The 21,579-nt window shown below is 59.9% G+C and carries 30 protein-coding genes; 16 read left to right on the top strand and 14 right to left on the bottom strand.

What is annotated here, in order from left to right; genetic code table 11:
- The first annotated feature begins 180 nt into the window (after positions 1-180).
- Both HKK54_RS20950 and HKK54_RS20945 read left to right on the top strand, forming a co-directional pair.
- Positions 181-495: a hypothetical protein gene (locus tag HKK54_RS20950; protein ID WP_026078157.1), complete on the top strand. Its 315-nt coding sequence runs from the start codon at positions 181-183 to the stop codon at positions 493-495.
- 289 nt (positions 496-784) lie between these two features.
- Positions 785-997 (top strand): cold-shock protein, encoded by a 213-nt coding sequence (locus tag HKK54_RS20945; protein WP_003179963.1) that lies wholly within the window; start codon positions 785-787, stop codon positions 995-997.
- A 73-nt stretch (positions 998-1,070) separates the two neighbouring features.
- Here the strand turns inward: HKK54_RS20945 and HKK54_RS20940 are convergent, their stop codons facing one another.
- Both HKK54_RS20940 and HKK54_RS20935 read right to left on the bottom strand, forming a co-directional pair.
- Positions 1,071-1,391 (bottom strand): I78 family peptidase inhibitor, encoded by a 321-nt coding sequence (locus HKK54_RS20940; RefSeq protein WP_010175633.1) that lies wholly within the window; start codon positions 1,389-1,391, stop codon positions 1,071-1,073.
- A gap of 147 nt (positions 1,392-1,538) precedes the next feature.
- Positions 1,539-1,844: a hypothetical protein gene (locus HKK54_RS20935; protein ID WP_003219949.1), complete on the bottom strand. Its 306-nt coding sequence runs from the start codon at positions 1,842-1,844 to the stop codon at positions 1,539-1,541.
- A gap of 146 nt (positions 1,845-1,990) precedes the next feature.
- Between HKK54_RS20935 and HKK54_RS20930 the strand changes: the two genes are divergently transcribed.
- Positions 1,991-2,203: a hypothetical protein gene (locus HKK54_RS20930; RefSeq protein WP_010175634.1), complete on the top strand. Its 213-nt coding sequence runs from the start codon at positions 1,991-1,993 to the stop codon at positions 2,201-2,203.
- A 33-nt stretch (positions 2,204-2,236) separates the two neighbouring features.
- On the opposite strand, the gene HKK54_RS20925 is transcribed toward HKK54_RS20930, so the two are convergent.
- From HKK54_RS20925 to HKK54_RS20895, 7 genes are read right to left on the bottom strand one after another with little or no spacing between them, the layout of a single operon-like run.
- On the bottom strand, positions 2,237-3,265 hold the full coding sequence (locus tag HKK54_RS20925) for a nucleoside hydrolase (protein WP_010175635.1): 1,029 nt from the start codon (positions 3,263-3,265) through the stop codon (positions 2,237-2,239).
- A 26-nt stretch (positions 3,266-3,291) separates the two neighbouring features.
- Positions 3,292-3,696, bottom strand: coding sequence for a D-ribose pyranase (gene rbsD, locus HKK54_RS20920; RefSeq protein ID WP_010175637.1), 405 nt, complete (start codon positions 3,694-3,696; stop codon positions 3,292-3,294).
- The gene (rbsK, locus tag HKK54_RS20915; RefSeq protein WP_010175639.1) at positions 3,693-4,610 is read right to left on the bottom strand and encodes a ribokinase; all 918 of its coding nucleotides are present in this window, start codon (positions 4,608-4,610) and stop codon (positions 3,693-3,695) included. Before rbsK ends, rbsD begins: the two co-directional genes overlap by 4 nt.
- Before the next feature lie 23 nt (positions 4,611-4,633).
- Positions 4,634-5,656: a LacI family DNA-binding transcriptional regulator gene (locus tag HKK54_RS20910; protein ID WP_010175641.1), complete on the bottom strand. Its 1,023-nt coding sequence runs from the start codon at positions 5,654-5,656 to the stop codon at positions 4,634-4,636.
- A 3-nt stretch (positions 5,657-5,659) separates the two neighbouring features.
- Positions 5,660-6,637, bottom strand: a complete 978-nt coding sequence (locus HKK54_RS20905; protein ID WP_003219960.1) for an ABC transporter permease — start codon at positions 6,635-6,637, stop codon at positions 5,660-5,662.
- On the bottom strand, positions 6,634-8,187 hold the full coding sequence (locus HKK54_RS20900; RefSeq protein ID WP_010175644.1) for a sugar ABC transporter ATP-binding protein: 1,554 nt from the start codon (positions 8,185-8,187) through the stop codon (positions 6,634-6,636). Before HKK54_RS20900 ends, HKK54_RS20905 begins: the two co-directional genes overlap by 4 nt.
- A 58-nt stretch (positions 8,188-8,245) precedes the next feature.
- The gene (locus HKK54_RS20895) at positions 8,246-9,205 is read right to left on the bottom strand and encodes a sugar ABC transporter substrate-binding protein (protein WP_169387671.1); all 960 of its coding nucleotides are present in this window, start codon (positions 9,203-9,205) and stop codon (positions 8,246-8,248) included.
- A 568-nt stretch (positions 9,206-9,773) separates the two neighbouring features.
- Here HKK54_RS20895 and HKK54_RS20890 point away from each other — a divergent pair.
- The 3 genes from HKK54_RS20890 to HKK54_RS20880 all read left to right on the top strand — a co-directional run bounded on the left by HKK54_RS20890 (position 9,774) and on the right by HKK54_RS20880 (position 12,036).
- Positions 9,774-10,862, top strand: coding sequence for an asparaginase (locus HKK54_RS20890; protein ID WP_010175648.1), 1,089 nt, complete (start codon positions 9,774-9,776; stop codon positions 10,860-10,862).
- Positions 10,863-11,090: 228 nt separating this feature from the next.
- Positions 11,091-11,342: a DUF1654 domain-containing protein gene (locus tag HKK54_RS20885; RefSeq protein ID WP_010175649.1), complete on the top strand. Its 252-nt coding sequence runs from the start codon at positions 11,091-11,093 to the stop codon at positions 11,340-11,342.
- Between the two features lie 4 nt (positions 11,343-11,346).
- Complete coding sequence (locus tag HKK54_RS20880) at positions 11,347-12,036, top strand: endonuclease (RefSeq protein WP_010175651.1); 690 nt, start codon at positions 11,347-11,349, stop codon at positions 12,034-12,036.
- A 42-nt stretch (positions 12,037-12,078) separates the two neighbouring features.
- Here HKK54_RS20880 and HKK54_RS20875 read toward each other — a convergent pair whose 3' ends face one another.
- Positions 12,079-12,471, bottom strand: coding sequence for an SPOR domain-containing protein (locus HKK54_RS20875; RefSeq protein WP_169387669.1), 393 nt, complete (start codon positions 12,469-12,471; stop codon positions 12,079-12,081).
- Between the two features lie 247 nt (positions 12,472-12,718).
- Between HKK54_RS20875 and csrA the strand changes: the two genes are divergently transcribed.
- Positions 12,719-12,913 (top strand): carbon storage regulator CsrA, encoded by a 195-nt coding sequence (gene csrA / locus HKK54_RS20870; protein ID WP_003192511.1) that lies wholly within the window; start codon positions 12,719-12,721, stop codon positions 12,911-12,913.
- 119 nt (positions 12,914-13,032) lie between these two features.
- On the opposite strand, the gene HKK54_RS20865 is transcribed toward csrA, so the two are convergent.
- Positions 13,033-13,491: a DUF2214 family protein gene (locus tag HKK54_RS20865; RefSeq protein WP_010175656.1), complete on the bottom strand. Its 459-nt coding sequence runs from the start codon at positions 13,489-13,491 to the stop codon at positions 13,033-13,035.
- A gap of 170 nt (positions 13,492-13,661) precedes the next feature.
- On the opposite strand from HKK54_RS20865, the gene HKK54_RS20860 reads away from it, so the two are divergent.
- Both HKK54_RS20860 and HKK54_RS20855 read left to right on the top strand, forming a co-directional pair.
- Positions 13,662-13,922 carry a hypothetical protein gene (locus HKK54_RS20860; RefSeq protein WP_169387668.1) on the top strand — a complete coding sequence of 87 codons (261 nt, stop codon included), beginning with the start codon at positions 13,662-13,664 and terminating at the stop codon, positions 13,920-13,922.
- A gap of 116 nt (positions 13,923-14,038) precedes the next feature.
- A complete protein-coding gene (locus tag HKK54_RS20855) occupies positions 14,039-14,353 on the top strand; it encodes a hypothetical protein (RefSeq protein ID WP_169387667.1) in 315 nt (104 codons plus the stop codon).
- Positions 14,354-14,370: 17 nt separating this feature from the next.
- On the opposite strand, the gene HKK54_RS20850 is transcribed toward HKK54_RS20855, so the two are convergent.
- On the bottom strand, positions 14,371-15,045 hold the full coding sequence (locus HKK54_RS20850) for an HAD-IA family hydrolase (protein ID WP_169387666.1): 675 nt from the start codon (positions 15,043-15,045) through the stop codon (positions 14,371-14,373).
- A gap of 244 nt (positions 15,046-15,289) precedes the next feature.
- Here HKK54_RS20850 and HKK54_RS20845 point away from each other — a divergent pair, with 244 nt between their 5' ends.
- From HKK54_RS20845 to HKK54_RS20815, 7 genes are all read left to right on the top strand, one after another.
- On the top strand, positions 15,290-15,541 hold the full coding sequence (locus tag HKK54_RS20845) for a hypothetical protein (protein WP_010175664.1): 252 nt from the start codon (positions 15,290-15,292) through the stop codon (positions 15,539-15,541).
- Positions 15,542-15,710: 169 nt separating this feature from the next.
- Entirely contained in the window at positions 15,711-16,481 is a 771-nt protein-coding gene (locus HKK54_RS20840; protein WP_169387665.1) for an alpha/beta fold hydrolase, read from the top strand.
- Between the two features lie 111 nt (positions 16,482-16,592).
- The gene (locus HKK54_RS20835) at positions 16,593-16,850 is read left to right on the top strand and encodes a DUF2790 domain-containing protein (protein WP_169387664.1); all 258 of its coding nucleotides are present in this window, start codon (positions 16,593-16,595) and stop codon (positions 16,848-16,850) included.
- A 51-nt stretch (positions 16,851-16,901) separates the two neighbouring features.
- Positions 16,902-17,573, top strand: a complete 672-nt coding sequence (locus HKK54_RS20830; RefSeq protein WP_010175671.1) for a heavy metal response regulator transcription factor — start codon at positions 16,902-16,904, stop codon at positions 17,571-17,573.
- The gene (locus HKK54_RS20825) at positions 17,570-18,970 is read left to right on the top strand and encodes a heavy metal sensor histidine kinase (RefSeq protein ID WP_169387663.1); all 1,401 of its coding nucleotides are present in this window, start codon (positions 17,570-17,572) and stop codon (positions 18,968-18,970) included. The genes HKK54_RS20830 and HKK54_RS20825 overlap by 4 nt, the downstream gene beginning before the upstream one ends.
- Positions 18,971-19,064: 94 nt before the next feature.
- Positions 19,065-19,610: a DUF4410 domain-containing protein gene (locus HKK54_RS20820; RefSeq protein WP_010175675.1), complete on the top strand. Its 546-nt coding sequence runs from the start codon at positions 19,065-19,067 to the stop codon at positions 19,608-19,610.
- A 104-nt stretch (positions 19,611-19,714) separates the two neighbouring features.
- A complete protein-coding gene (locus tag HKK54_RS20815) occupies positions 19,715-20,218 on the top strand; it encodes a zinc ribbon domain-containing protein (RefSeq protein WP_169387662.1) in 504 nt (167 codons plus the stop codon).
- Positions 20,219-20,221: 3 nt separating this feature from the next.
- On the opposite strand, the gene HKK54_RS20810 is transcribed toward HKK54_RS20815, so the two are convergent.
- Both HKK54_RS20810 and HKK54_RS20805 read right to left on the bottom strand, forming a co-directional pair.
- Positions 20,222-20,647, bottom strand: a complete 426-nt coding sequence (locus HKK54_RS20810; protein WP_169387661.1) for a GNAT family N-acetyltransferase — start codon at positions 20,645-20,647, stop codon at positions 20,222-20,224.
- 51 nt (positions 20,648-20,698) lie between these two features.
- Positions 20,699-21,463, bottom strand: coding sequence for an IclR family transcriptional regulator (locus HKK54_RS20805; RefSeq protein WP_169387660.1), 765 nt, complete (start codon positions 21,461-21,463; stop codon positions 20,699-20,701).
- Between the last annotated feature and the right edge of the window lie 116 nt (positions 21,464-21,579).

Genomic DNA, 21,579 nt, shown 5'->3' with positions numbered 1-21,579 from the left:
AAAGGGCGCGCCGGAAAATAGCCAAGCGAAAGATGCTAGCACAGATGAACGGTCATGGCGCCGGCTCAGCTTCACGAAACGCAAATTCCCGGATTTTAGGGGCAAAAGTGAACTTGAACTGTACGGCGGGCCTCAAACACATCGAGAATCGCCGTTCGTCCACGACTCCAGGAGCATTTAATTATGCGTTTTACCTCGACTTTCGCCCTCGCTGCATCCCTGACCCTCATGTCCCTTGGCGCGCACGCCGCAGCCCCTTCGAACTGGCCTGCCGGTGCCCGGGACAGCTTCATCAAGGATTGCAGCGCAGCCGCCCAGCAAAGTGTTGATGCCAAAACCGCCAAAGACCATTGCGAATGTGGCGCAGACAAGATCAATGCCGAGTTGAGCAGTGCCGAGATCAAAGAGCTGATGACCAACCAGAACGCGGATCCTGCGCTTAAGAACAAGGCCGTCGCCGCTATTTCGTCTTGCAAGGTCGTGAAGAAAAAGTAATTTTTACGCCCCGCCAGACCGGCTAAAGGGCCAAAAAACGCCCCGAAAACTGCCATTTCTCACAAATTACGCAGCTTTTACGGCTTTTTTTAACAGCTGATATTTCACCTGAAAGCCCCGTAGATCGGGGCTTTCAGCCAGCCAAAGCATGAAACACAACGCGTTTGATTAGCAAACAATGCCTTGGGGGGGCTCCCAAGCCGAACATTTCGACTATGATAGCTCGGTGTGCCCAGTTGGCCTGAGCAGCACAGCACTACTGAAAATATATGTTTCTTGGAGATACACCATGTCTAATCGCCAAACCGGCACCGTTAAATGGTTCAACGATGAAAAAGGCTTCGGCTTCATCACTCCTCAAGGTGGCGGTGACGACCTGTTCGTACACTTCAAAGCTATCGAAAGCGACGGTTTCAAAAGCCTGAAAGAAGGCCAAACCGTTTCCTTCGTGGCTGAGAAAGGCCAAAAGGGTATGCAAGCTGCACAGGTTCGCCCAGAGTAATTTCTGCGCTGATCTAAAAAACCCCGTCCATGTGACGGGGTTTTTTATGGCCTGGATAAAAGCGCTGAAGCAATCAGCCGCAATTAACCCGGTTGATCACCAGATTGTCATCGGTGTTGAGGTTCAAGCGATCCGAGCGGTATTCCAGGGTGACCATGTCGTCTGGCTTGAGAATGCGTGCGTTCTGCGCACCGGCGCGGCTACGGGCCTGTTCCAGCAGTTGCGGCGAAGCCTTCTGGCCGATTGCGAACTCGGCAGCCTTCGCCTCACAGCGGCTGTGACCAGCATCGGCCACGGCAGTGTCTTTGGCTGGCTCAGAGGTACCCGGGGTACTGCAACCCGTCAAGGCGAGCGCAGCCAACAAAGTACCGAATGATGCGAGCTTCCAAGGCATGAAGCCTCCTTTGAGAAAAAATGGACAGAGATCGTGCGACCGTGGTTTGGCCGATTGGTTTCAGAATTGTCACAATTGGCCGTGGGCCAGTCTGCCTGAGTCGACCCTTCACACTGGCGAATCAATCGTCACCAGATATGAACGCACTCAGTAAATGTCGATGTAATCAAACGGCGGCGTTGGCCAGTTCTGCTTGAGTGCGTTGAAAATCTGCATCACCCACACCTCATCGCTGGCCGCGACGTTGCCGACGTAACCGGAACCCGCCGCCCAGGTCTCCAGACGGAATAACAGGCCGTCGATATCAACGCCGCCCACCACGCCGGAAGAGATGTAGGCAATGCCGGCCTTGGTGACGCGCAATTGGGTGTGAACGTTGTCACTGGCGGAGGCAAGCAGCTGTCGCACAGCGTCCAGTGTCAGGTTCTCGGGGTTGTTCAAATCGATCTGCACGCAGTTTGCCCTGGCAATTAAACAGGCGGACAGTGTCGCACAGCCCTCCCCTCATGCCTAAGTAGCAGTGCCAAACGCCGCGCAAAATGGTTAACTCCACACGCCAGATAAACGCACCAGCCGCCTTTCAGCCTCGCGAGACACCCATGACCATCGTGACGATCCACGCCGACATCAAAGCCAAGTGGCCCCACGGGCAGAGCTCCTACAGCCCGGGCAGCCCGGAGGAGTTGGCAATCATCGGTATCGACCTGTTGGTCAAGGAGATGGGGACACAGGCTGCGCAGGCATTTATCGGCCAGGTATTCGAGAAATACCCGGCCGATCACATGGGGGCACCAGACCCCGAGCGCGAATAAGACCCGGCCGACGAACGCCGACCGGTAAACCGCTTACTTCAAGCGGCCAAGACGTTCGGTCAGCAGATCGAAGAAGCCCTGGGCATCGCCGTTTTCAACCCAGAACGCGTTCTTCGGTTGTTTCAGGCCGTCGTACCAATCGACGATGGTCTGGCCGAAGGTCGGGCCTTCACGGCTGTCCACCACCACATTGACCTCGCGGCCGCTGAACAGCGAAGGCTTGAGCAGGTAGGCAATCACGGTAGCGTCATGCACCGGGCCGCCTGGAATACCGTAGTGCTCCATGTCGCCCTTGACGTATTCATTGAGAATGTCGCCAACCACCTTGCTCGCGTTGTTGTTCAACGCTGCGATTTGCTTCAGGCGTGCGTCGCTGGTCAGGACCTTGTGGGTCACGTCCAACGGCAGGTAAGTCAGCTTGACGCCGCTTTTGAGCACGATCTCGGCCGCGATAGGGTCCGCGAACAGGTTGAACTCGGCCACCGGCGTAATGTTGCCGCCGTTGAAGTGTGCGCCGCCCATCACGACCACTTCCTTGATGCCTTGAGTGATCTCCGGTGCCTGGGTCAATGCCAACGCCAGGTTGGTCTGCGGGCCGAGCATGGCGATGGTAATGCTGTGGGGCTTGGCGGTGCTGAGGGTCTTGATCAGGTAATCAACGGCATTGCCTTCGGCCAGGCCTTTTTTCGGCTCATGCACGGTAACGCCGGAAATACCTTCCTTGCCGTGGATGTTTTCGGCATAGATCGGCGTGCGCAGCATCGGTTTAGGCGCACCGGCGTACACCGGGATTTCTTCGCGCCCTGCCCACTCGCGGGCCAGCCGCGCATTGCGGGAGGTCTTGTCCAGGCGCACGTTGCCGGCAACGGTGGTCAGCGCACGGATCTTCAGCTCATCGGGCGAAGCCATGGCGAACAGCAAGGCCACTACGTCGTCGGCACCGGGGTCGGTATCGATGATCAGGTCGATTTTTTCCGCCCCGTGGGCGCTTGCAGCGGTTAGCACGGACAAAAGCAGCACACTCCGGAACAGGTGTCGCAGGGTTTGGGTACCACGTTGCATGACGCACTCCTTGTCGTTGGGAAATTCTAGAACGTTACGCCGGAAACCAGCGCGATATTGCAGTAAGGCTGGCACTCGCCCGTGCGCACCACCGCCCTCGCCTTGCGGCTGAGCTGCTTGAACTCTTCATGGCTGACCAGGCGGCGCTCACCGAGGGCAGCCTGTTCGGTCAGGGCATTGAGGTCAGTCAGGGCCGGCGGTTGCTTGAGCAGGATTTCTTCAGCGAGCACGTGGCTTTCCACCTGCATTTCGCTGAGCACGATGCGCAGGGTGCTGACGAAATCCGGGATGCCTTTGGTCAGCGCCAGGTCGATCAACTCGACGCCCGGCGGCACCGGCAGGCCGGCATCGCCGATCACCAGAATGTCGCCATGGCCAAGGGATGCAATCACCCGCGACAGCGCGATATTGAGCAAGGGAGTCTTTTTCATGAGGGCACAAAACCTTGAACGTCATGCAATGTAGGAATGGAGGGTTGCGCACCGGCGCGGGTCACGGACAACGCCGCCGCCACCTGGCCAAAACGAATGGCCTCGGCCTCGCTTTTGCCGTTGGCCAGCGCCGCCGCAAAACCACCGACGAAGGTGTCACCGGCAGCCGTGGTATCGACCGCCTTGACCTTGGGCGCCACCAGGTGCTCAAAGCCTTGGCCATCGGCGAACAACGCGCCCTCGGAGCCGAGGGTAATGATCACTTTACCGGCACCGGCCTTGATCAGGCGCGTAGCGGCGACCTTAGCGCTGTCCAGTGAATCGACCACCACACCACTCAGGGCCGAGGCTTCGCTTTCGTTGGGAATCAGGTAGTCGATGGCGGCATACCAGTCCTCAGGCAACGGACCGCTGGCGGGTGCCGGGTTGAGGATCACCGTCTTGCCCAGTTCGCGGCCGCGCTTGAGGGCATGGCCGACGGTGTCCATCGGTGTCTCAAGCTGACAGACGATGACGTCGGCAGCCTGCAGCACACTGTCAAATGTCTGTAATTTGGCCGGGGTCAATTCGCCATTGCCGCCGGCGACGATCACGATCGCATTCTGGCTGCTGTCATCCACCACGATCAGCGCCACGCCGCTGGAACCGTCGACGGTGCTGACGGCCTGGCAATCGATACCTTCCACCACCAACGCGTCGCGCAATTGCACGCCATAGGCATCGGTGCCTACACAGCCGACCATCGCGACCTCGGCCCCAAGACGCGCCGAAGCGACCGCCTGGTTCGCGCCCTTGCCGCCCGGGACGGTGGAAAATGATTGGCCGATCAGGGTTTCACCGGCGCGGGGCAGCCGGCTGGCCCGGGTGACCAGGTCCATGTTCAGGCTGCCTATTACCACTACTTTTGCTGGCATACATCAGTACTCATCAATTCGGTTCAGCGGTATTGGGCAAATACACCGGCCAACGGCGCCGTCGACTCGCGCAGAACAATACTCGGCGTCACGATGCGTTGATCGATCGGCAATTGGGGTGTCGCAATTCGTCGCAGTAAAAGCTCGGCCGCCATCTCTCCCAGTTGCAGGATCGACTGGCCCACCGTGGTCAGCGCCGGGTACACGTACTGGCTCATCTGGATATCGTCAAAGCCGATCACCGACAACTCGCCGGGCACGCGGATATTGCGCTCGGCAGCCGCGCGTAATACGCCGAAGCCGATCATGTCGTTGCCGGCAAAAATCGCGCTGGGGGGATTATCCGCCAGCAATTGCGCTGCAGCCGCATAGCCACCGGTGCTGGTGAAATCACTTTCCAGTACCCGCCCGGCCGACACCTCAACCCCGGCTTCGGCCAGGGCTCGGTAGTAACCCGCCATACGCATCTGCGCCACACGGGTGTGGCTCGGGCCGCCAATGCAGGCAATGTCGCGGTGGCCCAGATCAAGCAAGTGCCGGGTCGCCAGGTAAGCGCCCTGTTCGTGGTCGATGCGCACCAGGTCGACATCGATTCCGTCCAGTGCACGGTCGACGATGACCATGGGCGTACGCACCGCTTTCAGGCCCGTTGCCAGGCCGCTGTCATCGCCGCCCACCGAGGTCACGATCAAACCGTCGATGCGCTTTTCCAGCAGCACCCGCAGGTAGCTGCGCTGCTTTTCGGCATTGTCATCGGAGTTGCAGAGGATCACGCAATAGCCGTTACGCTCGCAATAATCCTCGATGCCCCGGGCCAGCTCCGCAAAGTACGGGTTGAGGCTGTTGGGCACCAACAGGCCGATGGTCGCGGTGGTCTTGGCCTTCAGTGACCGTGCGACCGCACTGGGCACATAGTCGAGCTGCTTGATGGCCGCCTCGACCTTGATTCGTACAGGCTCGCTGACCGGGCGCGTCTTGTTCACCACATGGGACACCGTGGTGTAGGAGATCCCCGCCAGCGCGGCCACATCCTTGATCGTTGCCATGGCTCAGGCTCGCCGACTGGCGCGCTGGCTGCGGTACGTATCCAGCACGACCGCGATCACGATCACGGCACCGGTGATGATACGTTTGGTCGGTTCGGTGGCGCCAATCTGCGCCAGCCCTGCCGCCAATACCGAGATAATCAGTACGCCGAAGAACGTGCTGATGACCGAGCCACGCCCGCCCATCAGGCTGGTGCCGCCGATGACCACGGCAGCGATCACTTGCAGCTCCAGGCCGGAACCGGCGTTGGGATCTGCCGCTTCCAGGCGCGAAATCTGGAACAGGGCCGCCACGCCGGCCAGCAGCCCCATCAGGCTGAACACCAAAATCTTGTAGGGCTTTGGATTGATCCCCGCCAGACGCACGGCCTCTTCGTTGGTACCGATGCCGATCAGGTAGCGACCGAACACGGTACGCGTCAGCACAAGCTGCGCGGCGATGATCACCAGCAACGCGATGATGAACGAGGGGGAAATACCGAAGGCCACCGGGTTGGACAGCCAGGCAAACGAATCACCGATATAGGCGGTGCGCGAGCCGGTCATCTGGTAGGCCACACCACGGGCCATTTCCAGCACGCCGAGGGACACGATGAACGACGGGATGCGCCAGGCCACGGTGATGGAACCGGTAATGGTACCGGCCAGCGCGGCGCAGCCCATGCCCAGCACGGCGGCCGGCAGCACACTCCAGCCCCAACCGAGAATCGCCACGCTGACAGCTGATGCAGCGAGGGCCAGCACCGAGCCCACCGACAGGTCGATGCCGCCGATGATCAGCACAAAGGTCATGCCGACCGCCAACACCATCAGGTCAGGAATCTGGTTGGCCAGGGTGCTGAAGGTGTCGTACGAGAGGAAGTGGTCACTCAGGAACGAGAACAGCGCAATCATCGCCAGCAACGCGCCGGCCAGGCCCAGGTAAGTACCCAGGCCGTAGAAGTTGCCGCCACGTTTTGCGGGGGAGGAAGTGGTTTTCATGGGGTATTCCTAGGCGCTGCATCGTTGAGCAACGCATCACGTTTCTGATAGCCGGCAAAAGCAGCGGCAAGCAATTCGTCCTGGGTCCAGCTGTCGCGCTCGAAGGTCTCGATCAGGCGCCCGGCGGAAAGCACGCCGATACGGTCGCAGATCAGCATCAACTCACGCAGGTCGCTGGACACCACCACCAGCGCCTTGCCCTGGCGGGTCAGGTCGCCGAGCAAGGCATAAATATCGAATTTGGCGCCGACGTCGATGCCCCGGGTCGGCTCATCGAACAGCATCACCGCGCAGTCGCGTTCCAGCCAGCGGCCAATCACCACCTTCTGCTGGTTACCGCCCGACAGCTCGGACACCAACTGCGCCGGGCTGGAACTGCGTATGCGCATGGCGTCGACCTGGCGCTTGGCCAGGGCCGTTTCGTCACGACTGTTCACCAGGCCGGCGCTGGACACCTTCGGCATGTTGCCCAAGGCAATATTGGCGCCGATGGATTGGGTCAGCAGCAGGCCTTCACCTTTACGGTCCTCGGTGATCAGGGCGATGCCATGACCGACCGCGTCGGCGGGCGAGCGAATGCTGACGACTTGCGCGGGTGTGCCCAGGGCCACGGTGCCGCTGTCGGCCAGGTCGGCGCCGAAGATCAGGCGCAGCAATTCTGTACGGCCGGCACCGATCAGGCCGGAAATGCCGTAGATTTCGCCGGCACGCACTTCAAACGAGACATCGCGGACCTTGTCCGAGCGGGTCAGGCCTTTTACGGTCAACAGCGGCGCGCCGATGGTGCGCGGGCCCAGGTCGATTTTCTCGCCCAGCTCACGACCCACCATCAGTGTGACCAGTTGCTCACTGTTGTAGTTGGCCATCGGCTCGACACACACCAGCTTGCCGTCCCGCAATACCGCAATGCGCTGGGCGACACGGGCGAGTTCTTCGAGCCGGTGGGAAATATAGATGATCGCCACGCCCCGGGCCTGCAGGCGGGTGATTTGTTCAAAGAGCATCTCGACCTCACGGGCAGTCAACATCGCCGTGGGTTCGTCGAGGATCAATACATGGCAATCGCCAATCAGGTTGCGGGCAATCTCGACCATCTGTTGGTGGCCGATGCCGAGGCTGCCGACCAGCGTGTCCGGGTCGATGGCGTCCAGGCCAACCTGGGCCATGGCTTCAATAGCGGCCTTGCGCAGTTGCTTGCGACTGATCCAGCCACCGTGGCTGGGCAGGTTATCGAGGAACAGGTTTTCGGCGACAGTCAGGGTCGGCAGCAGGTTGAGCTCCTGCATGACCATGCGGATGCCCTGCTCTTCTGCCTGGGTCCGGCTGCCCGGCGTGTAGGCCTGGCCATTGAACTGCATGTGGCCGTCGGTCGGTGTGACCAGCCCGCCGATGATCTTCGACAGGGTGCTTTTCCCCGCGCCATTCTCACCGGTAAGCGCCAACACTTCCCCACGATTGAGCGTCAGGGTGATGTCGGATAGAACCGGTTGGGCATAGGTCTTGCCGATACCGCTGACCGAGAGGACAGCGTTCGGTGCGGAAGATGACATAGGAACGTCTCCAGGCGTCCGCTCAGGGTGAGCGGACGCTGTTTTGTGCTGCCGGGAATTACTTCTTGAGGATGAGTTCGACCGGGGTTTCGATCATGCCATCCACGGCATCGACTTTTTCACCCTTGACCAGCTTCAGAGCGTTCTGGATACCGAAAACGGCTTGCTGGGCAGCGGCCTGGTCGGCGGTGGCCAGGACACGGCCATCCTGAAGCATCGGCTTGATCGCTTCGATGTTGTCGTAGCCGACCACGAGCACCTTGCCCGCCTTGCCAGCGCCACGCACAGCGGAGACTACGCCCAGTGCCATGTTGTCGTTACCGGCCAGCAGCGCCTTGATGTTCGGGTTTGCCTGGAGCATCGCAGCGGCAATCGCGTTGCCCTTGTCGATTTCCCACTCGCCGGACTGGGTGGAGACGATCTTCATGCCGGCGGCGTCCATCGCGTCTTTGAAGCCCGCGGTACGCTGCTGGGCGTTGGTGGTGGTAGACACACCTTCGATGATGCCAACCTGATCACCCTTGGTGAGGTGCTTGGCCAGTTCTTCGCCCACCAGGCGTGCGCCCTTGCGGTTGTCCGGGCCTACGAACGGGATATTCAGGGATTTGCTTTTCAGCACATCGACGTCGAGGCGGTTGTCGATGTTGACGATCTTGATGCCTTTGTCCGAGGCCTTCTTCAGCACGGTGACCAAGGCTTTCGAATCAGCCGGAGCAATGACGATGGCGTCAACTTTGGACAGGATCATCTGGTTGACGATATCGATCTGAGCAGCGGTATCGGTTTCGTTCTTGATCCCGTTGGTGATCATGTCGAAGTCGGCGGCGTGAGCCTTCTGGTATTCCTTGGCACCGTCTTGCATGGTGACGAAGAATTCGTTGGCGAGGGATTTCATGACCAGGCCGACCTTGGGTTTGGCGGCGGTCTCGGCGGCAAATGCAGAGGAAAGAGGCAGGGCAGCGGATGCGGCAGCAAGCACAGCGACAGCAAGAAGACGTCCAGCGAATGGCAGCTTCATGGGTTCACTCCGATCTTATGATTATTGTGAGCAACGCTTGCACCGAAGAACGCTTCGGCAGCCATCCCACCCGGGCGACTGATACGAGCTTTCACGACACTCAAGGAGCACCCCGTGAAACATCTCGCAAACGTTTGCGTTAGGTCAAACTATGAGAAGCTTGTCGAGATTTGTCAACGGGAGAAAACAGCCTTTTGATGAATCCGCTCTACGCCCTGCCCTCGCGCCCATTGGCTGCCCTCATTAAACATCGACACCGTTTGATCGTTCTCTGAAACGACAGGTCGCGGTGTGCCTGCCACGTATTACTCCATCGCTTTTCCGTCATCCTTTTCGGACAACCGAACACCAACCCGCCGCTTTGTTCGGAAAGCCGGACACAAAGCGGAAACCCACACCTGAAAATCAAATATAAATAGATATAAATCAATAAGTTAAATTCTATTGAATAACAAAATACCGCTGGTACAAATCCTGCTCTTACTCAGCACCTCGTGGCGTTCAGAACCGCCCGGGTGTTTCTAGATGAACCTGCATCAGCACTCATCAAAAACTAGAGAGAAGAATAATGAAATCTGCGTTGAAAACTTTCGTCCCGGGCGCGTTAGCCCTCCTGCTGTTGTTCCCTGTTGCCGCTCAGGCAAAAGAAGCTGAAACCAAACAAAAACTGTCCAACGTGGTGATCCTCGCCACCGGTGGCACCATCGCCGGCGCTGGCGCCAGCGCGGCCAACAGTGCGACCTACCAGGCCGCCAAAGTCGGCATCGAACAATTGATCGCCGGTGTTCCTGAGCTTAGCCAGATCGCTAATGTTCGCGGCGAGCAAGTGTTGCAAATTGCCTCCGAAAGCATCACCAACGAAAACCTGCTGCAACTGGGTCGCCGCGTCGCCGAGCTGGCAGACAGCAAGGACGTCGATGGCATCGTGATCACCCACGGTACCGACACCCTGGAAGAGACCGCCTACTTCCTCAACCTGGTGGAAAAGACCGACAAGCCAATCGTCGTGGTCGGCTCGATGCGCCCAGGCACCGCCATGTCGGCTGACGGCATGCTCAACCTGTACAACGCCGTTGCCGTAGCCGGCAGCAAAGACGCTCGCGGCAAAGGCGTACTGGTGACCATGAATGACGAGATCCAGTCGGGTCGCGATGTCAGCAAGATGATCAACATCAAGACTGAAGCGTTCAAGAGCCCGTGGGGCCCGCTGGGCATGGTGGTTGAAGGCAAATCCTACTGGTTCCGCCTGCCAGCCAAGCGCCACACCATGAACTCGGAATTCGACATCAAGACCATCAAAAGCCTGCCGGACGTCGAAATCGCCTACTCCTACGGCAACGTAAGCGACACCGCCTACAAAGCCCTGGCCCAGGCCGGCGCCAAAGCCATCATCCACGCCGGTACCGGCAATGGTTCGGTGTCTTCCAAGGTGGTGCCAGCCCTGCAGGAACTGCGCAAGCAAGGCGTGCAGATCATTCGTTCTTCCCACGTGAATGCCGGCGGTTTCGTTCTGCGTAACGCCGAACAACCAGACGACAAATACGATTGGGTGGTTGCTCACGACCTGAACCCGCAGAAAGCCCGCATCCTGGCAATGGTCGCCCTGACCAAGACCCAGGACAGCAAAGAGCTGCAACGGATGTTCTGGGAATATTGATCGCTCCCAGGCCTGACCGGTAACGGTCGGGCCATCCCGCTCGTGGCGCACCGCGAGCGGGTCCAGCCTCCCCCGCTTTCCCCCCGCGCAAAAAGTCCTTGAAAAACAAAGCCCTCCTACACCAAACCAGCAAAATTATTGTCAGAAGAACTTCTTTAATTTTAAGCAGTTGCGAAATTGCCCACAGTTAAATACTGTATGCACGTACAGCCTAATAAGGAATACTCCGTGGCAAAGCCCTCTTCCGCAGCACCCACAGCTCCCGACGCCTACCAACGCCTGGCCGTTCGCGTGCAGAAAATCATCAATTCCACTAACGCTCAAAAAAACAAGGCGGCGTTGATTTTTCGTCTGCCGGAGGAACCGGAAGACGAGTGGGCACGACTACTGGAGGAAATTGCAGAAAACGATAACGTCACCCTCGCCTATCGCGATGACGGTGGCGTGCAGATTTTCTGGGTTGTGCCGAAGGAAGATTGAGTCAATGAGTGTCCGTTTTATCAGTGTTTTGTTTCTGCTTTTTGCTGTTACCGCTCACGCGCAAGCCCCCAGAACCTTCAGTGAAGCCAAGAAAATCGCCTGGAAGCTATACGAGCCGCAATCCACGGAGTTTTACTGCGGCTGCAAATACAGCGGTAACCGGGTGGACCTGAAAGCCTGCGGCTATATCCCGCGCAAGAACGCCAACCGGGCAGCGCGTATCGAGTGGGAGCACATTGTTCCTGCCTGGCAGATCGGCCATCAGCGCCAGTGCTGGCAGGACGGCGGACGCAAGAACTGCACCCGCAAGGACGCGGTATACAAGCGCGCCGAGGCGGACCTGCACAACCTGGTGCCGAGCATCGGCGAGGTCAATGGCGACCGTAATAACTTCAGTTTTGGCTGGCTGCCGGTGCAGAGCGGGCAATATGGCTCGTGCCTGACCCAGGTGGACTTCAAGGCCAAGAAGGTCATGCCCCGCCCGTCCATTCGCGGGATGATCGCCCGCACGTACTTCTATATGAGCAAGCAGTATGGCTTGCGCCTGTCAAAACAGGATCGCCAACTCTACGAAGCCTGGAACAAGACTTACCCGGTACAACCCTGGGAGCGCCAGCGCAATCAAACCGTGGCGTGCGTGATGGGCCGCGGCAATGAGTTTGTCGGCCCGGTGAACTTGAAAGCCTGCGGCTGAATAAAAAAGCGGGAGCGCTACTGCCTCCCGCTGGCCGGTATCTTACTGTGCAACCTTGTGTTCGATGACCTCGGACACGGTGTCATTTTTCTTCGCGGTGACCAGCTTCTGAGTCAACTGCGCCTGCTTCGCTTCAGCCTCGGCCTTGGTGCTGAACGGCCCCAGCAGTACCTGGTCCTTACCGTCTTCCTTCACCAGATAGAAACTGAAACCGTGCTCGAGCAACCACGCGGTCAGGTCAGTCATCGCCTGGAGCTTGTGATCCGGCGGTCCCACCCATACATCCCACTCCTGGGAGGCGATCGCACCGACCGCAGTTTGGGCCTGGGCGGGCGCCTCGGCAACGGCGGGCCTGGCCTTGGGAGCATCGACGTTTTTGCCTTCACCGCAACCGGCCAATGCCAACACCGCAATTGCCATCGCTACTTTACGCACTACCCTGCTCCTTAGAGGATCAAAGAGGCGACTTTATCATTCACTGTCTATTCTGGCCGTCATAAACGTTGGCTTAAACAATGCGAATGATGTATCGCAGACCTGTATGATGGCGTCATGGGAATTAATGCTGCCTCTATGCGTCCTAAAAGAGGCAGCCACAGGGAAGCGCTTCGCAGTAAGCTACACACATCCGACATCTGCCCTGTCTGAACATGTGCCTTTCAAAGCAATCAAGGAGAAGTCCATGCTGATACTCACCCGCAAAGTCGGTGAAAGCATAAACATCGGTGATGACATCACGATCACCATTCTGGGCGTTAGCGGCCAGCAAGTAAGAATCGGCATCAATGCTCCAAAGGACGTTGCCGTGCATCGCGAGGAGATCTACCAACGTATCCAGGCGGGCCTGACGGCTCCGGATAAAAACCAGACACCTTGAAGCGCCTCCAGTAGCCAGCCCTTTCGTTCACTGTAACGGCTGGCGAAAACCTCTTTGGCCTGCTCGCGGCTTTCCGCGGCCAGCGCGCCCTATTCCCTTATCCCAGCGCCAGGCTAGCGTCACCCCAGGCCGACGCCGCGCGCCATCCCCGTCGCCGCAATCATCATCAGCACAACCAGCAGCGCCTGCAGGTGGCTGATGCGTGCAAAAAGACCTGCCTGGTGCAGATCCAGACGCGTGCCCCGAACCAAGCCGATACGCCATTTGATAAAACGGATCATCGGCGCGAGCTCAAGTAACAAAATTAATGCAAACAGCGTCATCTTCACGTGAAACAACGGCTGGTGCAGGTAATACTCACTGCCTTTTTCGTAACTGCCAAAGGCCCGCAGGCTACCGGTTATCAGGAGCACCAGAGCACTGATCCCCCAGATGTTGTCCGCGATCAACACGCTGCGTACGGTGGATGGGGCACTATCAGAAACACCGCGCAGGGCCTTGCCCCGCGCAAGCACGGCTGATAACGCCATGGCGAATGCCAGTAAATGGACGGCTGCAAGAAACCACTGGATGAACATAAGGCGTACTCCCTTCTGTCTGACACATGGCAGGAACCCTGTTCAGTAATAGCCGCTGGCTGCGTTACACGCATGAAACAACCTGCAAACAAAGGGAACTTGTTGAATGTTACAGAGCCGAATCTCGTGACAAACCTTTCACAGTCTGCAGCGCGCCAAGGAGCACGTTGATGAGGCGACCTGGTAAACAACCCCACTTATCCAAGTCCTGGATGATCGCCGTGCTGATAGCCGTGGTCTTTTTTGGGCTGGAATATGGTCTGCGGTACAAAATGGAGGGCATCTCCGACACGGCCTACTCCTGGCTGGATCTGACGCTGTTCCTGAGCGCCTATTTGTTTTTCTTCTGTCTCAAGCCGATCCAGGCCGCCATTCATCGAAAACTGTGCCGGCGTGCTCCTCGCGGCGAGCGCCGGAAAGCGTCCTCCTGATCCCAGGCAGGGCACCCGTGACCCCCCGCTTAATCGCTATCAGATCGCCGGTATTTACAGCCGCGCACCACAACCTATGCTAGGGCATGCACGGTCAGTGAAAGGTTGTAGCGCGGATGGACACTCTGAGTAAAACCGAAATCGAAGCGGCACTGGCAGCGCGCCTGCCGAGCTACAAAATCGTCTGCACCCTGCATGCCGACGGCACGCTTTCCGCGATCCTCAGCGGCCCTGAAGCTGATCACTTTGCGATAACCGGTATCGTCCGGGCGCACCATCGAGGGCCGGAAGCGATCGCCAGGCTCGCCAGCGAAATTCTCAAGGAAATGGTGTTGTCTCGCCAGGGGATCAAGGGCACCCGCCTCCAGGCGCTGGCTGATGACAATCCCCCTGCTGAACCCTCCGTTTACGAAGAAGGCCGATCCGCTTAACCGGATCGGCCTTTTTTTCACGGCAGGCGCTGCAGGTGCAACAGCCCGGCTTCATCCCGCCGAACCTGCAGATGCTCGTACCCGGCAATCGACGGGTGCTCTGTGACCATGGGCGTCAGGTGCGTCGACGTCACCACCATCACATCGGCACCCGCCGCCTCACCGGCGCGAATCCCGACGCTGGCATCTTCAAACACCAGGCAGTCCTGTACCGGCACGCCCAGCCGTTGCGCACCGAGCACATAACACGCCGGATCCGGCTTGCCGCTGGCGACATCCTCCGCCGTTACCAACACCGCCGGCGGGTTGATGCCGGCGGCCTGCATACGGCGCAAGGCCAGCGCCTTGGGCGCAGAGGTGACCAGTGCCCACTGGTCGCCGGGCAGCGCGTTGAGAAACTCCACCGCGCCGGCAATGGCCACCACCCCTTCCACATCGTCGAGTTCAGCCTCGGTAATCCACTGCGCCTCAGCCTCTGCATCCACACCGGGCAACGCCTGGCGGGTGATGGTATCGATGGCCCGGGCGCCATGGATGGTCTTCAGGAACGCCGCGACATCCAGCCCATGGCGTTCAGCCCAGGTGGCCCAGACGCGCTCGGCAGCGGCAATGGAGTTCAGGAGTGTGCCGTCCATGTCGAACAGGAAGGCGCGGTAACGGTTGGCGAATACAGCTGAATCGCGGGTGGACACTGCTCGGCTTCCTCTTGCTTTCGTCACCCGGTCTTGGGTGCTGACGAATCACGTGCCTGGTGCAATCTACGGATCAGCCCAAACGCTGTAAACCTTCCCGTGGTTTTGTATCGGACTGTATGGAAACCCTCCCCGGATACGCGAACCGGCATTTCACTACGCACGGGCACACATGGCGGATACACCCCGGCGATTAACTACAGCCACCAGCCAATCCGGCTGACTCACTCGCAGGAGCACCACCATGTTCAATTTCTCGAAAGCGTCGTCTCTGGTATTCGGCCTGGCTGTAGTCGCAGGGCTCGGGCTGGCATCCGTGGCGTCAGCCAACCCTCATGCCGCCGTGGTCAAGAGCCAACCGTCACACCTGCTCGTCGAGGGCGGCGCAGATCGCCTGCAACAAAACCGGGTCGCTGAAGGCGGTGCTGATCGCCTGCATGAACTCGGCCTGGCGGAAGGTGGCGCCGAACGCGTACGAGAAGCCCGCACGGTGTAATGCATCACTGCCCCACATTGAATTCGGGCAGCCTCCAGGCTGCCCATTGCATTACAAACTTGTCATTAAGCTGTCAGTGTTGCCAGCACCCTCACTTCATACAGTGAAGTCGTCAGTCACCCACAGCGGGTGACTCAACTTCCCACTGACAATGAAGCGAGCCCGCCCCATGAAACCTGCAAGCAAACTCTGCCTGATCGCCGCCAGCCTGTTGATGCTGGGCACCGGCGCCGCCGTGGCCGGCCCGATTGCACCGGTGAAAGCCAATAACGTGGTCCTGGTACACGGTTCCTGGGCTGACGGTTCCAGCTGGTCCGAAGTGATCACCCGCCTGCAGGCCGCCGGTTTGCATGTCACCGCCGTGCAAAACCCGCTGACCTCGGTGGCAGATGACGTCGCCGCCACCAACCGCGTACTCGATCAACAGGACGGCCCTACCGTTCTGGTGGGTCATTCCTACGCCGGTACCGTGGTCAGCGACGCCGGGGTCAATCCGAAGGTCAGCTCCCTGGTGTACGTCGCCGCTCGCGCCCCGGACACCAACGAAGACTTCGTCGCGCTGTCTGCCAAGTATCCGACCACACCCGTACGCGCCGGTGTGGTGGAGCATGACGGTTACCTGACCCTGAACCAGGATGCCTTCCTCAAGTACTTCGCCGCCGACGTGCCCCGCGCCAAGGCCATGGAGCTGTACGCCGTACAACAACCGATCGCCAAGACCCTGTTCAGCGGCCGCACCGTCAACGCCGCGTGGCACACCAAGCCGTCCTGGTATGCGGTGTCCAGCAACGACCAGACCATCAACCCGGACCTGGAGCGCTTCCTGGCCAAGCGCATGAACGCCACCACCATCGAGGTGCCGTCGAGCCACTTGTCGCTGGTTTCCCACGCCAAGGAAATCACCGACCTGATCCTCGAAGCATCCGGCCGCCAGCCTTAAGCCCTTCATTACAACCTTGTCATCATCCTGTTGGTTGGCTGTTTGTGTCGCCTGGTTACTGTGAACTCACTGCCGAAGACCGGCAGCCAACCCTTAAAGAGAGATACCGCCATGAAACTGTTTATCCTCGGCTTTGCCGCCCTCCTCGCCACCGGTTCGGCCTTTGCCGGCACCACCGCAGCTACCTCGGTGATCCACGACACCCCCGGCTTCTTCATGCACATGGACGTGGCCAAGGTGCTGTCCAGCACTGACACCTACGGCCAGTGCGGCATCGTCCCGGCCCGCCTCGACTACCTGGACAGCCAGGGCCGCGAACACGTGCTGGACTACCAGGTACAAGGCATCGGCTGCCCCAATGACAATTGATCGGGCTACACTTGCGCCACCAAAGACCTGCACATCACCAGGGCAAACCCCATGAATATCCTCGTAGTCGAAGACGAGCCCAAGGCGGGCAACTACCTGCTTAACGGCCTGCAGGAGCTGGGCTACTCCGTGAGCCTCGCCCGCGACGGCGTGGACGGTTTGCACCTGGCCCTCGAAACCCCGTTCGACGTGATCGTGCTGGACGTGATGATGCCGAAGATGGACGGCTGGGAAGTGCTGCGTCGCCTGCGCAAGGAAGCTGACACCCCGGTGCTGTTCCTCACCGCCCGGGACGACATTGCCGACCGCATCAAGGGCCTGGAGCTGGGCGCCGATGATTACCTGATCAAGCCGTTTTCCTTCGCCGAACTGGTGGCGCGCCTGCGCACCCTGACCCGGCGCGGGCCAAGCCGTGAAGAAGAACAACTGCAGATCGCCGACCTGCAGATCGACGTGCTCAAACGCCGCGTCACCCGCGGCGGCGTGCGCATCACCCTGACCAACAAGGAGTTCGCCCTGTTGCACCTGTTTGCCACCCACCAGGACCAGGTGCTGTCGCGCTCGCTGATCGCCTCGCGGGTGTGGGACATGAACTTTGACAGCGACACCAACGTGGTCGACGTGGCCGTGCGCCGCCTGCGCCTGAAAATCGACGACCCGTTCCAGCTCAAGCTGATCCACAGCGTGCGCGGCATCGGCTACCGCTTCGATACCCAACCATGAGCAAGCCCCGGCATTACTCCCTGACCCTGCGCCTGGCGCTGATCTTCGCCTTGCTGGCGTTTGCCCTGCTCGCCACCCTCGGCGTGGCGCTGTACCGCGAGCTTGAGCGCGAACTGATCCACCGGGACGACGCCGCGCTGATCTACCGCGTCGACCAACTGCGCAACCTGCTGAACGACAGCAACACCCTGGACCTGATCAAGACCAAGCCGGAGCTGTTCCAGAACATGCTGGGCAACCGCGAGTCGGTGCTGAGCATCGCCGCGCCCGGGCAGAAGCCGTTGCTGGAAGTGAACCCCGGCAACATCGATATGCCCGACGTTGCACCGGTGCCCAGGGACCACACCCTGGAATTCGCCGACGTGCAGCACTTGCCGGGCGTGAATGGCGTGCCCTTCTCCACCCTGGCCGCCACCATCGACTCGGGCGACCTGGGCAGCCTGCAAGTCACCACCGGGCGGCTGATGACCGAGCGCACCGCCGTGCTCGCCAGCTATCGGCTGAGTGTGTATATCCTCGCCAGCATCGCGGCGTTGGTACTGGCGGTGGTCGGCTACCTGATGGTGCATCGCGGCTTGCTGCCATTGCGGCGCCTGGCGGTGCATGCCCAGGGCATTGGCGTCGGCAACCTCGCCGCACGCCTCGACAGCCACGGTGCGCCGAAAGAGCTGCTGCCGATGATTGATTCGTTCAACACCATGCTCGAACGCCTGGCGAAGGGCTTTGTGCAATTGGGCCAGGTCTCCACCGACATGGCCCACGAACTGCGTACGCCGATCAACAATTTGCTCGGGGAAACCCAGGTGGCGTTGCAGCAACACCGCAGCGTCGAGGCCTACCAGCAACTGCTGGCCTCCAACGTCGAAGAACTCGAACGCCTGGCGCGCATGCTCGACAACATGCTGTTCCTGGCCCGCACCGACCCTGCCAGCGCCCTGCGCCAACGCCAGGAACTGGACGCGGCCGACGAGGTGGAACGCATGGCCGACTACTTCGAAGGGCTGGCGGGCGATGTCGACATCAACATACTCCCCCAAGGTGCCGGTGTGATCTGGGCCGAGCCGATGCTGCTGCGCCGCGCCCTGGCCAACCTGTGTGCCAACGCCATCAAATACGGCGCGCCAGGCTCTGAACTGTTGATCCAGGCTACGCCCAGCGCCGAAGGCATCAGCCTGACCGTGACCAATCACGGTACGACCATCCCGGCCGAGCACTTGCCCCGATTGTTCGAGCGGTTTTATCGCGTGGATGAGTCCCGGGAGCGCTCGGCCCATTCCAATGGATTGGGGTTGTCGATTGTCGCGACCATCATGCAGTTGCATAACGGCCGATACAGCGTGAGCAGTGAAGACGGCATAACGTGCTTTGAGCTTTTTTTTCCGGGGCGGGAGGCATAGCCGCTTGCTAGGGAGCGGGGTGTTCAAGCATCGTAGCGCCCCCATCCGATGCGGTGGCTCCCCCTCTCTCTTAATCTGTGGATACGGAAATTCAATGAAAACCTCCAAGGCGTTGTACGCCCTGTCTTTCGCTGTCGCCCTTTCGATGCTGGGTGGTTGCGCAGCCAAGGTAAAGAGCGGCGGTACAGACGCGCTGGCCATTCCGGAATCGGCCAAACAAAACCTGGTGGTGAGCTTTAAAGGCAACACCACGGTCGAGCAAAACCAGGACTGGCCACTGCTCAAGCAACAATGGGGCGCGGCCCTGCAAACCGAAGCGCAGCAGGCCGGTTATAGCCTCAAGGAAACGCCAACCCTCAACACCGGCAGTGCCGACGGCGTGGGCATTACCATCAACGTCAGCAAGTTCCGCTACCTGACCGCGGGCACCCGCTACGCCGCCGGTGCGCTGGTGGGCAACGCCTGGGTCTTCTCGAAAGCCGATTTTTCCGACTTGAAATCCGGCGCACCGTTGGGCGCGCGCACCTATGAAACCGAGTCGTCGGCCTGGGAAGGCGTGGCGTCGGCCATGACCCAGAAGCAAGTCCAGGCGATTGCCAAACAAGTAATCGCGGACATCAAGAACGCCAAGGCGCAGTAACCCCCTGGCGGGTATCCCTGTAGTCAGCGCTGCGGGTGCCGACGCGGGGCCATACCGGCCCAGCGTCGGCATTGCGCTCGCAAAATAAATACAAGGACGAATGAATGAGCATCTACCCTGCCCTTTTGCTGGCACTCGCTATTGTGACCGCCTACGTGGCCAGTCAGCGCGGCCGATCAGGCCCAAGATGGTTTGCGATAGCCGTATTCGTGCCCGTAGTCCCGCTGATTGTCCTCCTGCTGCTGCCACGCATTCCCAAGACCGGTGTTGACGCTTTGGTGCACGAAGACCTGCGGCCCTGCCCTGCCTGCACAACCCCCATCAACGCCGCCGCAGCCCAATGCAAACACTGTGGCGCCGATGTGCAACCCATCGCCCTGAAAGACCGCAGCGGCTGGGTCGTGCGTATCACCGCCGATACCGATGAAGGGTTTGGCCTGCTGGTGGCGCAATTGAAAGAGCTCGATGTGCCCAGGGTTCGCGATGAACTGCCTCACGCCTTTGTCGGCCCGTTTGAAGAAAAGGCCCAGGCGCAGAATGTGCTCAGGTACTTGAAGTCCGATCAGGGTTTGGACGGCCTGGTGACCTGGCGGTCGGTGACCCGCTAGCCCTCAGGCCAGGTGCTTCTGGAAAAAGTGACGCGTGTGCCCAGACGGGTAGTCGGCGATATGCCCGAACTCGCTGAAGCCCAGTTTTCGATAGAACCCGGGAGCCTGGAAGCTGAAGGTATCCAGCCAGATCCCGGTGCACTTTTTCTCCCGCGCCAGGTCCTCGGCCGCCTGCATCAGCTTTGAACCGGTGCCTTGAGTGCGCATCGATTCAGGCACGCTCAACAGCTCAACGAACATCCAGCCATAAGAGATTTTCCCGTAGAGACCGCCCACCACGTCCTGGCTGACGGGATCACGCAGCAACAACCCGAAGGTTTCAAACGGGTTCTCGCCGCATTGGCTGATGTTGTAGGCCCTCAGTGGCTGGAGGATGGCCTGGCGCTCTTGCTCGGTGACCTCAAACGACAGTTCCATTGCCACGTCCATCTTGATCGTCCTGTGTTGAATTCCAGATCACCCGACAGAAGCGCCACCCCCTCAAGGGTTGAGTTTTTCCAGGGCTGCTCGCAGTTCGGTATTGTTGCCGCCCAACGCGCTGGTGGCGATTGCTGCGTTGCGCAGCAGGATCGACGCAGCGTGAGGGATGTGTTCTTTGAGCAACCGGTCGGAAGGCCCCGACAGCGTCAACGCGCCTTTAAGCTCACCACCCATTGCAAACACGGGAACGGAGACGGCGGTGGTTTCCGGGTCGCGCTCGCCAAACGAGCAGGCCCAGCACCGCTCACGCTCCTGCGGCAGTGTGGCGTCCCCCTGGCGCGAGAACGCGCGCAGGACCTTGCCGGAAGCCCCGGCATGCAGCGGGAACCGCGCGCCTTCCAGCACCGAAACCCGCACCGCGCGCTTGGGCTCGACACGGAACAACACCACCCGGCTGCCGTTTTCATAGACGTAGAAAGACGACGTCTCGCCGCTCTCTTCGGTGATCGATTCCAGCAGCGGCAGGATCACATCCCGCAAGCGGAACGACGCTTGATACAGCTGGGACAGGCGCAGCGGTTCAGGCCCGACCGCGTATTGGCCGTCACTCAAGCGCCGCACGAAGCCGGCTTTTTCCAGCGAGGCGATCAGGCGCAGGATGGTGCTTTTATACAAGCCGGTGCGCCGTGCGATCTCCGCCAGGCTCAAGCTCTCCTGATCGATATTGAAGGCCGCGAGAATGGAAAACGCGCGGTCTACTGCAGCAACGCCGCCTTCCGGACTGCCGGCTTGATCAGCAAGACTGTTGTTGGGTTCGGTACTCATGGCCACTCGTTGGGTATTCATCGCCGGCGCGAGCGGCAGCATCATTGCCGTCCCGGTCGCGCCAGACACGTTCAGTCGCCGTAACATACCCTTTTGCGCCGGGGTGCAGCCACCGC

It is taken from the genome of Pseudomonas sp. ADAK13, from assembly GCF_012935715.1.
Classification (GTDB): Bacteria; Pseudomonadota; Gammaproteobacteria; order Pseudomonadales; family Pseudomonadaceae; genus Aquipseudomonas.
This window is presented reverse-complemented; position numbering and strand designations above follow the sequence as displayed.

Coding starts and splice junctions, on each gene's coding strand:
- HKK54_RS20945 (WP_003179963.1), top strand. CDS start 785: ATGTCTAATCGCCAAACCGGCACCGTTAAATGGTTCAACGATGAAAAA.
- HKK54_RS20940 (WP_010175633.1), bottom strand. CDS start 1,391: ATGCCTTGGAAGCTCGCATCATTCGGTACTTTGTTGGCTGCGCTCGCC.
- HKK54_RS20930 (WP_010175634.1), top strand. CDS start 1,991: ATGACCATCGTGACGATCCACGCCGACATCAAAGCCAAGTGGCCCCAC.
- HKK54_RS20925 (WP_010175635.1), bottom strand. CDS start 3,265: ATGCAACGTGGTACCCAAACCCTGCGACACCTGTTCCGGAGTGTGCTG.
- rbsD (WP_010175637.1), bottom strand. CDS start 3,696: ATGAAAAAGACTCCCTTGCTCAATATCGCGCTGTCGCGGGTGATTGCA.
- rbsK (WP_010175639.1), bottom strand. CDS start 4,610: ATGCCAGCAAAAGTAGTGGTAATAGGCAGCCTGAACATGGACCTGGTC.
- HKK54_RS20910 (WP_010175641.1), bottom strand. CDS start 5,656: ATGGCAACGATCAAGGATGTGGCCGCGCTGGCGGGGATCTCCTACACC.
- HKK54_RS20905 (WP_003219960.1), bottom strand. CDS start 6,637: ATGAAAACCACTTCCTCCCCCGCAAAACGTGGCGGCAACTTCTACGGC.
- HKK54_RS20900 (WP_010175644.1), bottom strand. CDS start 8,187: ATGTCATCTTCCGCACCGAACGCTGTCCTCTCGGTCAGCGGTATCGGC.
- HKK54_RS20895 (WP_169387671.1), bottom strand. CDS start 9,205: ATGAAGCTGCCATTCGCTGGACGTCTTCTTGCTGTCGCTGTGCTTGCT.
- HKK54_RS20890 (WP_010175648.1), top strand. CDS start 9,774: ATGAAATCTGCGTTGAAAACTTTCGTCCCGGGCGCGTTAGCCCTCCTG.
- HKK54_RS20880 (WP_010175651.1), top strand. CDS start 11,347: ATGAGTGTCCGTTTTATCAGTGTTTTGTTTCTGCTTTTTGCTGTTACC.
- csrA (WP_003192511.1), top strand. CDS start 12,719: ATGCTGATACTCACCCGCAAAGTCGGTGAAAGCATAAACATCGGTGAT.
- HKK54_RS20865 (WP_010175656.1), bottom strand. CDS start 13,491: ATGTTCATCCAGTGGTTTCTTGCAGCCGTCCATTTACTGGCATTCGCC.
- HKK54_RS20860 (WP_169387668.1), top strand. CDS start 13,662: ATGAGGCGACCTGGTAAACAACCCCACTTATCCAAGTCCTGGATGATC.
- HKK54_RS20855 (WP_169387667.1), top strand. CDS start 14,039: ATGGACACTCTGAGTAAAACCGAAATCGAAGCGGCACTGGCAGCGCGC.
- HKK54_RS20845 (WP_010175664.1), top strand. CDS start 15,290: ATGTTCAATTTCTCGAAAGCGTCGTCTCTGGTATTCGGCCTGGCTGTA.
- HKK54_RS20840 (WP_169387665.1), top strand. CDS start 15,711: ATGAAACCTGCAAGCAAACTCTGCCTGATCGCCGCCAGCCTGTTGATG.
- HKK54_RS20835 (WP_169387664.1), top strand. CDS start 16,593: ATGAAACTGTTTATCCTCGGCTTTGCCGCCCTCCTCGCCACCGGTTCG.
- HKK54_RS20830 (WP_010175671.1), top strand. CDS start 16,902: ATGAATATCCTCGTAGTCGAAGACGAGCCCAAGGCGGGCAACTACCTG.
- HKK54_RS20825 (WP_169387663.1), top strand. CDS start 17,570: ATGAGCAAGCCCCGGCATTACTCCCTGACCCTGCGCCTGGCGCTGATC.
- HKK54_RS20820 (WP_010175675.1), top strand. CDS start 19,065: ATGAAAACCTCCAAGGCGTTGTACGCCCTGTCTTTCGCTGTCGCCCTT.
- HKK54_RS20815 (WP_169387662.1), top strand. CDS start 19,715: ATGAGCATCTACCCTGCCCTTTTGCTGGCACTCGCTATTGTGACCGCC.
- HKK54_RS20810 (WP_169387661.1), bottom strand. CDS start 20,647: ATGGACGTGGCAATGGAACTGTCGTTTGAGGTCACCGAGCAAGAGCGC.
- HKK54_RS20805 (WP_169387660.1), bottom strand. CDS start 21,463: ATGAGTACCGAACCCAACAACAGTCTTGCTGATCAAGCCGGCAGTCCG.